Annotated in this window: 9 protein-coding genes; 3 read left to right on the top strand and 6 right to left on the bottom strand. The window is 34.5% G+C overall.

Features of this window, described 5'->3' with window-relative positions; translation table 11 throughout:
• Positions 1 to 92: 92 nt before the first annotated feature.
• From HMPREF2715_RS07860 to HMPREF2715_RS07845, 4 genes are all read right to left on the bottom strand, one after another.
• A complete protein-coding gene (locus HMPREF2715_RS07860) occupies positions 93 to 1,832 on the bottom strand; it encodes a pyruvate oxidase (RefSeq protein ID WP_037538548.1) in 1,740 nt (579 codons plus the stop codon).
• Between the two features lie 52 nt (positions 1,833 to 1,884).
• Complete coding sequence (locus HMPREF2715_RS07855) at positions 1,885 to 2,571, bottom strand: LrgB family protein (protein ID WP_053025597.1); 687 nt, start codon at positions 2,569 to 2,571, stop codon at positions 1,885 to 1,887.
• Position 2,572: 1 nt separating this feature from the next.
• Entirely contained in the window at positions 2,573 to 2,959 is a 387-nt protein-coding gene (locus HMPREF2715_RS07850) for a CidA/LrgA family protein (RefSeq protein ID WP_070580936.1), read from the bottom strand.
• A 298-nt stretch (positions 2,960 to 3,257) separates the two neighbouring features.
• Entirely contained in the window at positions 3,258 to 4,142 is an 885-nt protein-coding gene (locus tag HMPREF2715_RS07845; protein ID WP_053025592.1) for a cidABC operon transcriptional activator CidR, read from the bottom strand.
• Between the two features lie 191 nt (positions 4,143 to 4,333).
• Here HMPREF2715_RS07845 and HMPREF2715_RS07840 point away from each other — a divergent pair, with 191 nt between their 5' ends.
• Positions 4,334 to 4,549, top strand: coding sequence for a sterile alpha motif-like domain-containing protein (locus tag HMPREF2715_RS07840; RefSeq protein WP_070580938.1), 216 nt, complete (start codon positions 4,334 to 4,336; stop codon positions 4,547 to 4,549).
• A gap of 597 nt (positions 4,550 to 5,146) precedes the next feature.
• On the top strand, positions 5,147 to 5,581 hold the full coding sequence (locus tag HMPREF2715_RS07835; protein WP_059747656.1) for a CHAP domain-containing protein: 435 nt from the start codon (positions 5,147 to 5,149) through the stop codon (positions 5,579 to 5,581).
• Positions 5,582 to 5,682: 101 nt separating this feature from the next.
• Here the strand turns inward: HMPREF2715_RS07835 and HMPREF2715_RS07830 are convergent, their stop codons facing one another.
• Together HMPREF2715_RS07830 and HMPREF2715_RS07825 are read right to left on the bottom strand one after the other, a co-directional pair.
• On the bottom strand, positions 5,683 to 6,960 hold the full coding sequence (locus tag HMPREF2715_RS07830; protein ID WP_070580939.1) for a hydroxymethylglutaryl-CoA reductase, degradative: 1,278 nt from the start codon (positions 6,958 to 6,960) through the stop codon (positions 5,683 to 5,685).
• Positions 6,961 to 6,964: 4 nt separating this feature from the next.
• Complete coding sequence (locus tag HMPREF2715_RS07825; RefSeq protein WP_070580941.1) at positions 6,965 to 8,116, bottom strand: thiolase family protein; 1,152 nt, start codon at positions 8,114 to 8,116, stop codon at positions 6,965 to 6,967.
• Positions 8,117 to 8,410: 294 nt separating this feature from the next.
• On the opposite strand from HMPREF2715_RS07825, the gene HMPREF2715_RS07820 reads away from it, so the two are divergent.
• Positions 8,411 to 9,577: a hydroxymethylglutaryl-CoA synthase gene (locus HMPREF2715_RS07820; protein ID WP_070580943.1), complete on the top strand. Its 1,167-nt coding sequence runs from the start codon at positions 8,411 to 8,413 to the stop codon at positions 9,575 to 9,577.
• Positions 9,578 to 9,589: the final 12 nt, after the last annotated feature.

The raw sequence follows: 9,589 nt of genomic DNA, 5'->3' as shown, positions 1-9,589 counted from the left end.
TTTAGTCATCAGTCCAATTTATTATAGAGCCAAATATTCATAAAAAAACACTGACAAAAGCATTGCTTTCGTCAGTGTGTCGAATCTATTTCTTATAAGAAACGTTTAGCAGCGACAGAAATTGGTGGAATTTCGTCGAAGTCTAATTTTTTATCTTCAGTAATTGATCTGTAAGCCCATTTACCATAGTTGATTGCTTCTTCATTAACAATTTTACCTGGTAATGGTGCAGCATTTGGATCAACATGTACATCAACGATTGTTGGTACATTTTCATTTAACGCTGCTTCTACTACTTCATCGATACGGCTAGGATCTTTTAATACATAACCTTTACCGCCTGCAGCTTCAGCGAATTTAGCATGGTCCATATCAGAGAAATCAATGGCATATTCTAATTCACCTGCAGCTTGTTGTTCATATTTAATAAATGATAATTGTTTGTTATTCATAACAAAAATTGTCATTGGTAAGTCATATTGAACAGCAGTTGCAAAGTCTTGCATTACCATTTGGAATGCGCCGTCACCGCTAATTGAGATAGCTTGACGTTTAGGGAAAGCGATTTTAGAAGCAATTGCTCCTGGAAGTCCGCAACCCATTGTACCTAACCAAGAAGAAATAATAAATTTATTATTTACTGATAAGTTTAGGTAACGTGTTGACCAAACTGTAGATGTACCTACATCGATTGAGAATACAGCATCATCGTCACTATATTTACTAATTGATTTCATTAAACGTTCTGGGCGGATTGGTGTGCTTTCTTGATTCATATCTTGTTCCATCCATTTATCCCAAACAGCTTTACGTTCTAATGTTTTTTCTAAGAATGGGCGTTGAGGTACGTGTTTGATAACATCAGTTAATTGATGGAAAGCAAGTTTCGCGTCACCAACGATACCAACATTGACACTGAAACGATGTCCAATTACATCTGGGTTTGTATCAATTTGAATTGCTTTAATATTTTTCTTAGGTAGGTAGTCAACGTAAGGGTAGTTAGTACCTGCCATGATTAATAAATCGGCATCTTGAATTGTTTGGTAAGATGTTTTTGTACCGATTTTACCTAAGTTACCGATGCTATATGGGTGATCATCAGGAATGATTGTTTTAGCTGGTAACGTATGAATTACTGGAATTTTAGCCGCTTCTACAAATTCACGTAATTCATCTTTAGCATTTTGTGCACCTACACCAATAATCATTACTGGTTTTTTACTTTTATCGATTAATTTTGCAGCTTTTTTAATGCTACGTAATGTTGGAGTTGGTGCTTTTGGTTTAGTAGTGTCTATAGCACGATGAGTTGTGTCTTTAATTTTTTGAGTTAATAAGTCATTAGGACATACAACTACTGCTACACCACGTTTTTCATATGCTGTACGAATAGCTTCGTTAACAATTTCAAATACGTTATCACCTTTTTGAATTTGGTGATTATATACAGATACATCTGAAACCATATCAGTAATGTTTGTTTCTTGGAAAGCTTTTGTACCTAATAAAGTACTATTTGTTTGACCTGCTAAAATTAATTGAGGTACGCGATCCATTTTTGCATCGTACATACCATTTAATAAGTGAACGATACCAGGACCACCAATACTTAATGCTACCCCAATTTTACCTGTCATTTTAGTGTATGAAGCTGCAGCTAAACTTGCTACTTCTTCATGACGTACATGATAGAATTTAAATGAGTCTCTAACAGTACGTAAACTATCTACTACTGCGTCAATTGAATCCCCTGGAATACCATATAAGTGATCAATATCCCATGCTTCTAACGCTTTAACTAATGCTTCGTTTGCTTTTATCTTCGCCATTATTACAATAGCTCCTTTCTCTTTTTAAACGAGTACAATATATATATTCCCTTTAGTAGAATAAAATAATCATAATTGGAATAAGTATCGAACTAATTACAGCAGTTAATATCATTCCAATTGAACTGAATGCACCAGATTCATTATCGTGTTCTAATGCTTTTGCGGTACCAAAAGCGTGTGATGCATTCCCATATGTTAACCCTCTGGCAATAGAGGTCTTAAAATTACCTAATTTCAATAACATTGATCCCATCATACTACCTATTAAACCTGTAGTTATAATGAATAATACTGTAATCGTATCAGTACCACCTAATTCCTGTGATACTTCGATACCTACAGCAGCTGTTATTGAACGTGGTAATATTGTTACTATCGTCTCCTCGTCGTAACCCAATAAGTTTAACGAGGTAAACACTAACATAAAATTAAGTATTACGCCAACCATCACGCTTGAAAAGATAATACTTAAATTCTCAATAATTTTATGTCGATTCTTATATAGTGGGTAAGCTAAACATACAACAGTGGCATTCAATAAATGATTGATCCATTTACCACCTGTCATATAATCATGATAGTTTTGATGTGTTAACAATAATACAATAATGACACCGACCGAACCTACTAACGCTGGGTTCAAAAATGGATTATCATATTTTTGTTGTAGCTTTTTTGCAGCAAAATACATAACGACGGTCAACAATATCATTAAGATAGCTTGAATGAATGTCATACTATTGACGACCTCTCTTAACGTTAGGTTGTTTAACCATTTTTTCAGCGATGTAACCAGAAGCTAGTGCAACGCAACTTGTACCTACAATAATTAATAAGAAGAAAATGATATAACTCTTTGTAATATCAGAAGCAACATCCATTATTCCTACTACAGAAGGTATAAAGAAAAACACCATTGTAGCTAATAGAAATTCTGCGCCGTCAGATATCCAATTCATACGTATCACTTTCAGTTCAAGTAAAATGTACAACATTATCATGCCTACGATACTTCCAGCTAGTGGTATATGCAATAATGTTTGCAATAAACTACCTAAGTAACTAATGACTATGATAATGGCAATTTGTATGATAACTTTTGAAATAAATAATACTTTTTTCAAGATGACTGACCTCCCACTAAAATATGTCGAAATTGTTACAGTGAAATTTAAACCTACATTCATCATTCTAATTCAACCTAAGTAAATAGAAAAATATCCATTTTAAATACCACCTATAGTTTTTTTCTATGTAATCGCTTTAACAACTATACGTATTGGTGTGATTGAATTTCGATGACAATATTATTGCGTTCGGAACGAACCCAACATATGCAAATAAAAATAGAGAAGCGTTTCGTTTAAACGCTTCTCTATTTTTATTTACCTATTTATTCTGCTTGTTGTTATGAAGTATTATTTAGTCATATTTTAATCTCTTGCTCATAAATTCTATCCATTTAGAGGTAGCGTGACTTAACAGTTTATCCTTTTTCCAAATTGCACCTAATTCCCAACTCATTCCAGTATCCTCAATCTTAATACTTCTGATATTGTCTTTGAGCATGTTAGCGATGTGCTCTGGTAAGATACTTACACCTAAACGTGCTAGCAACAGATACTCAATAAAGTTCCATTGCGAGACATTTGAAACCGTATTTGGGAGAAAACCTGCATTTTTAGCTGCGGCAATAATTTTATCATTAAGGTAAAAGTCTTCGTTAAACAATATAAAATCTTCATTCTTAAGTTCTGCCATTGTAACAGAATCACGTGCTGCAAGGTCATGTTCTTTACTTACAACTAATCTCAAATCTTCACTATATAACGGTAAACAGTCAAAGACGTTCTCATCTATTGGAATTGTTGTAATTCCAATATCAATTTGATCATTAATAAGTCGCGTCTCTATAGATTTACCGCCACTTTCATTTAAATTATACGTAACGTTTGGATAGAGCTTGTGAAACTCCCCTAGTATGTAGATAAATTGTTGCATGTCCATTACTGCAGACATACCTATATTGATATGACCTGTTTCTAATCCTAATAGCCCATTAATTTCGAAAGGAATATTATCATATAACGCTATAATTTCCTCACACTTTTTATAGAATATTTTACCCGCATCAGTGAGTACGAGGTGACGCTTTTGACGATCAAATAATGTCATTTTCAATTCATTTTCTATATCTTTAATTGCTTTACTAATCGTCGGCTGCGCTATGTATAGAGATTTCGAAGCATTTGTCATACCACCTTGATTAACTACTTCCATAAAATATTTCATATGTTTGATGTCCAAATGCTCACCCTCTTTGTTCATTATTGTAATTTCATTATACACGAAATATTTTGAGAAAATAAAAATATGTAAAGTTAAACTAAATATTTCCGAGAACAAGTCTAATTCAAATTCAATGTCAGACCCTATATGTTTCATTATAAAAAAATGTTATAATCACATAGGCTCAAATTGATTGAAGAGGTGAGGCATTGAGCTTTTACGAATTTATGCAAAATTTCGTTGGTGATGACACACCATTAGGTGAATTGGTAAATTGGATTAATCAAGATAGCAATTTCCCTAGAGAAGTGAAGAGCCAAGCAGAAGTATTGTCATATTTTCGAAATAATCCATGTTCAGAAAACATACCCGTGACTATCGTTAAAAGAGCATTGGCTGTTTTTAACCAATTCACAAATGTATGATTTCTAACTTGTTATTATACATCATGGACGTATCATCTCACCAAGCGCCTTTATGGCGCTTTTTTTGGGAGTGGGACAGAATTTTATTTGAATTCGTTGTATCCCCAGCTTGCATTGCTTGTAGAATTTCTTAGTGAAATTCTTTTTGCTAGGGCCCCGATCCCCAGCTTGCATTGCTTGTAGAATTTCTTAGTGAAATTTTTTTGCTGAAGCCCCGCACACCCCGCAAAGATTACTAGAGCTGAGAATAGCTGATTAGCGCATCTTCTCAGTTCAGTCAGCTACTGCGAATATAATAGGTGAATTTAATATATTATTTTTATTTCTAAGCGCCTTAATGGTGCTTTTTTTATAGGGTAAACTTCAAATCAATTTCACATTTAAAATTAAGTAATGCTTTGAACTTTAAGACATTACCGTGTTGCTATCTTAAATTGTGTAAAATTACTTTAATGTAAAATAAGTTACAAATTACGCTGTTATATTTCATATATATTACAGTTACTTGTATAATTCGTTTCTTATATTGTATTAGACCTTTTTAACGAATATGATTAATACAGTTTTTAATTCTTTTATATTTTGAAGGGAACAAAAATGAAATTTAAAAAATTATTTTCACGTCTTTTACTCGCTACTGGAATCATGTTCGCAGGGACTTTTACATATCAAAACATTGAACACACGCACGTATCTGAAGCCGCTTCATATAACTACTATACGAAAGGTCAATGTACTTGGTGGGCATACCAACGTCGTGCTCAACTAGGTAAACCAATATCAAATCGTTGGGGAAATGCAAAGAACTGGTATTACAATGCACAACGCTCTGGTTATAGAACTGGTCACACGCCTAAACGCTACGCAGTAATGCAATCTACTGCAGGATATTATGGCCACGTTGCTGTAGTTGAGCGTGTATATAGTAACGGTAGTATTAAAGTTTCTGAATACAATTACAATAGACCGAATGCATACGGAACTCGCTACTTAAGTAAATGGTCTGCACGTAGTTATAATTACATCTACTAAAATAAATAATGACATATAAATGATAAATAAAAGCCACTATTTATGAATCGAGGTATTGAATTAAGTACCTCACTCATAAGTAGTGGCTTTTCTATATATTGTTATTGTTGTCGTAAATCTTTTAAAATTTGTTGAGCCGTAGCAGTATTTGCTTTAGGCGCAGTTTTCAATGCTTCGGCAACACGAGCAATCTCATCACCTTGAGCACCTACTACGATTGCTAATGATTTGTATTGTAAACTCATATGACCTTTTTGAATACCTTCAGAAACTAAGGCTCTACATGCTGAAAAGTTCTGTGCCAATCCTACAGCAGCAACAACTTGACCTAATTCTTGTGCTGATTGAACATTTAATAATTCAAGTGATGCTTTCGCAATTGGCAATACTTTCGTACCACCACCAACAATTGCTAATGTCATCGGTACTTCTATTGTTCCGACTAAGCGACCACGTTCTTTATCAAACTTCCAAGTCGCAATACCTCTATATTGTCCATCACGACCGGCATATGCATGTGCACTTGCTTCTGCTCCGCGTGTATCATTACCAGTTGCTAAGACTACGGCGTGAATACCATTCATAACACCTTTATTGTGTGTTGCAGCACGATGTATATCGACTTGTGCTAGTACAGAAGCACGCTCCATGCGTTGTGCTACTTCTTCACCAGAACGATCACCTTTATTTAAATCTTTGATATCAATTTCACCTTGAACTCGTACTACTGAGGCTGTGGCATGGTTAGACAAAATGCTCATAAGCACATCGCGATCTGGAAACTCATTGTTCATATGTGCAGTTATAGCTTCCAAGATTGTATTAAGCATATTGGCGCCCATTGCATCTTTAGTATCTACAAATACTTTTAAAGACAATAGTTGATTCTCTGGGAACGTATCAATTTCAATACGTCTGTATCCACCACCACGTTCTATAATTGATGGGTAAGCTTCAGCTACAATCTGTTCAATTTGTGGTTCTAAATCGTAAATTGCTTGTGCCAAGTCATCGGTATCACTTACGTCATCAAATACAATTTGACCAATCATTAGTCGTTCACTCTTAATAGTTTTAAAACCACCTGTATTATTGACTAACTTAGCGCCATAACTTGCAGCAGCTACTACAGAAGGTTCTTCAACCATCATCGGTACAACATATTCTTTATCATCGACAATGATTTTAGGTAATAAACCTACAGGCAATGTGCCTTGACCAATTACATTCTCAATTAAGCTATTCGCAACTTCTTCATTAATTAATGGATTTTTTAGTAAAACATCATAATTAGCATCTGTTAACCATCCATAATCAACAAGTTGTTTTAATTTATCTTCACGAGATAAATGTCGAAATTTCTTATCTAAACTCTTCATAGCATTATTCCCCTTTATCAATCATTAGAGCGATACCTAATCCTCCACCAATACATGCTGTAGCAATACCCGTACGTTTATTTTCTTGTTCAAGTGCGTTCACTAAAGTAGTGACTAATCTAGCACCACTGGCACCAATTGGGTGTCCTAGTGCAATAGCACCGCCATAGATATTTAATTTTTCATCTGGAATATGCAAATTGTCTTTGACTGGTATACTTTGTGCGGCAAATGCTTCAGTCATTTCTACAATATCAACATCATCGATTTTGCTATCCGTTTTATCAAGTAGTTTCTCAACAGCATAGAATGGTGCATAGCCCATATATTGAGGATCACAACCTACTTCCGCATAATCTCCAACGATTCCTAAAATGTCGTAACCATGCGCTTTAGCATATGATTCCTCCATTAAAATGAGTGCAGATGAACCATCGTTAATACTTGAAGCATTACCACCAGTTACTGTTCCATCTTCTTTGAAAATTGTCTTTAATGTTGCAAGCTTCTCGACACTACTATTTGGACGAACACCTTCATCAGAAGTCATTTGTTCCCCTTCCGCGTCAGTCATACCGATAATTTCATTATTAAATTTACCATCTTGCGTCGCTTTAGCAGCTTTAGCTTGTGAATGGTTTGCGAACTCATCTTGCATTTCACGCGTGATGTCATATTTTTCAGCTATGTTCTCAGCTGTTACACCCATTGGTACATAATGAAAGGCATCTGTTAAACCATCATGCATAAAGCTTTCCACTGGTTCTTGACCTTCTTTTAAGATTAATTGTGGGGCATTTGTCATACTTTCAACTCCACCCACTGCAACAATATCCGCTTCACCTAGTTGAATTAACTGTTTCCCTAATATAATTGCTTTAAGACCTGATCCACATACCTCATTAATTGTCATAGCTGGTGTTGTATCAGGTACACCCGCTTTAATCGCAATTTGACGTGCTGGATTTTGTCCTACACCACTTTGTAGCACGTTACCAAAGATAACTTGTTGTATTATATTAGGGTCAATATTTGCTGAATCGATTGCACCTTTCAAAGCTGTCGTTCCCAATTCAACTGCAGAATAATTTCTTAATTTACCTTTATATCTACCGATTGGCGTTCTTTTAGCACTAACTATAGCAATTTTTTTCATTCTTTATCTCCTTATATGTAGTTTATATATAAATTGTAATTTAGTTATTTAATTTGGTAAAATAACTATTAATATGATTATTAATAATAGCCGATAGAAGTTATCTCACACTCAATGTTATACCATGCAGTTTCACGTATTTTATTATATTACTATATTAAACGACATGCGTTATTGCATTTAACTTTTCGTATGAAAACGCTTTCTATTAGTGAGCATTTTAAATGAAATTGTCTCAAAATGCTACTATTAATATGAATTATAAAATTAGAATAACGAAAGGATGTAGTGCCCGTGAGTATAGGAATCGATAAAATTAACTTTTACGTACCTAAATACTATGTAGACATGGCTAAGCTTGCAGAAGCTCGCCAAGTTGATCCAAATAAATTTTTAATTGGGATTGGTCAAACTCAAATGGCAGTCAGTCCAGTATCACAAGATATTGTATCTATGGGGGCTAATGCTGCTAAAGATATTATAACAGATGATGATAAAAAAAATATTGGAATGGTCATTGTAGCAACTGAATCTGCAATCGATAATGCAAAAGCTTCTGCAGTACAAATTCACAATTTACTAGGTATTCAGCCATTCGCACGCTGCTTCGAAATGAAAGAAGCTTGCTATGCTGCAACACCTGCAATTCAATTAGCTAAAGACTACATTGAGAAACGACCTAATGAAAAGGTACTTGTTATCGCAAGTGATACAGCTCGATATGGTATTCAATCTGGTGGCGAACCGACACAAGGTGCTGGTGCCGTAGCTATGTTGATTTCAAATAATCCAAGTATCTTAGAATTGAATGATGATGCCGTTGCATATACTGAAGATGTGTATGACTTCTGGAGACCAACTGGACATAAATATCCATTAGTTGCCGGTGCATTATCTAAAGATGCATATATCAAATCATTCCAAGAAAGTTGGAACGAATATGCTCGACGTGAAGGAAAAACATTATCTGACTTTGAGTCATTATGTTTCCACGTACCTTTCACTAAAATGGGTAAGAAAGCTTTAGACTCAATTATCAATGATGCCGATGAAACGACGCAAGAACGTTTAACATCTGGATATGAAGATGCAGTATATTATAATCGTTATGTAGGTAATATTTATACTGGGTCTTTATATCTAAGTTTAATTTCATTATTAGAGAATAGATCGCTTAAGGGTGGTCAAACTATTGGATTGTTTAGCTATGGATCTGGTTCTGTAGGAGAATTCTTTAGTGCTACGCTAGTCGAAGGCTATGAAAAACAATTAGATATTGAAGGACATAAAGCCTTATTGAACGAACGTCAAGAAGTTTCAGTTGAAGACTATGAAAGTTTCTTCAAGCGATTCGATGATTTAGAATTCGACCACGCTACTGAACAAACAGATGACGATAAGTCTATTTACTACTTAGAAACTATTCAAGACGATATACGTCAATATCATATTCCTCAATAACATTGACATTAA

This window comes from Staphylococcus sp. HMSC062A01 (assembly GCF_001836805.1).
Classification (GTDB): domain Bacteria; phylum Bacillota; class Bacilli; order Staphylococcales; family Staphylococcaceae; genus Staphylococcus; species Staphylococcus haemolyticus.
Note: the sequence above shows the minus strand (reverse complement) of the source record. Positions and strands in the feature narration are given on the sequence as shown.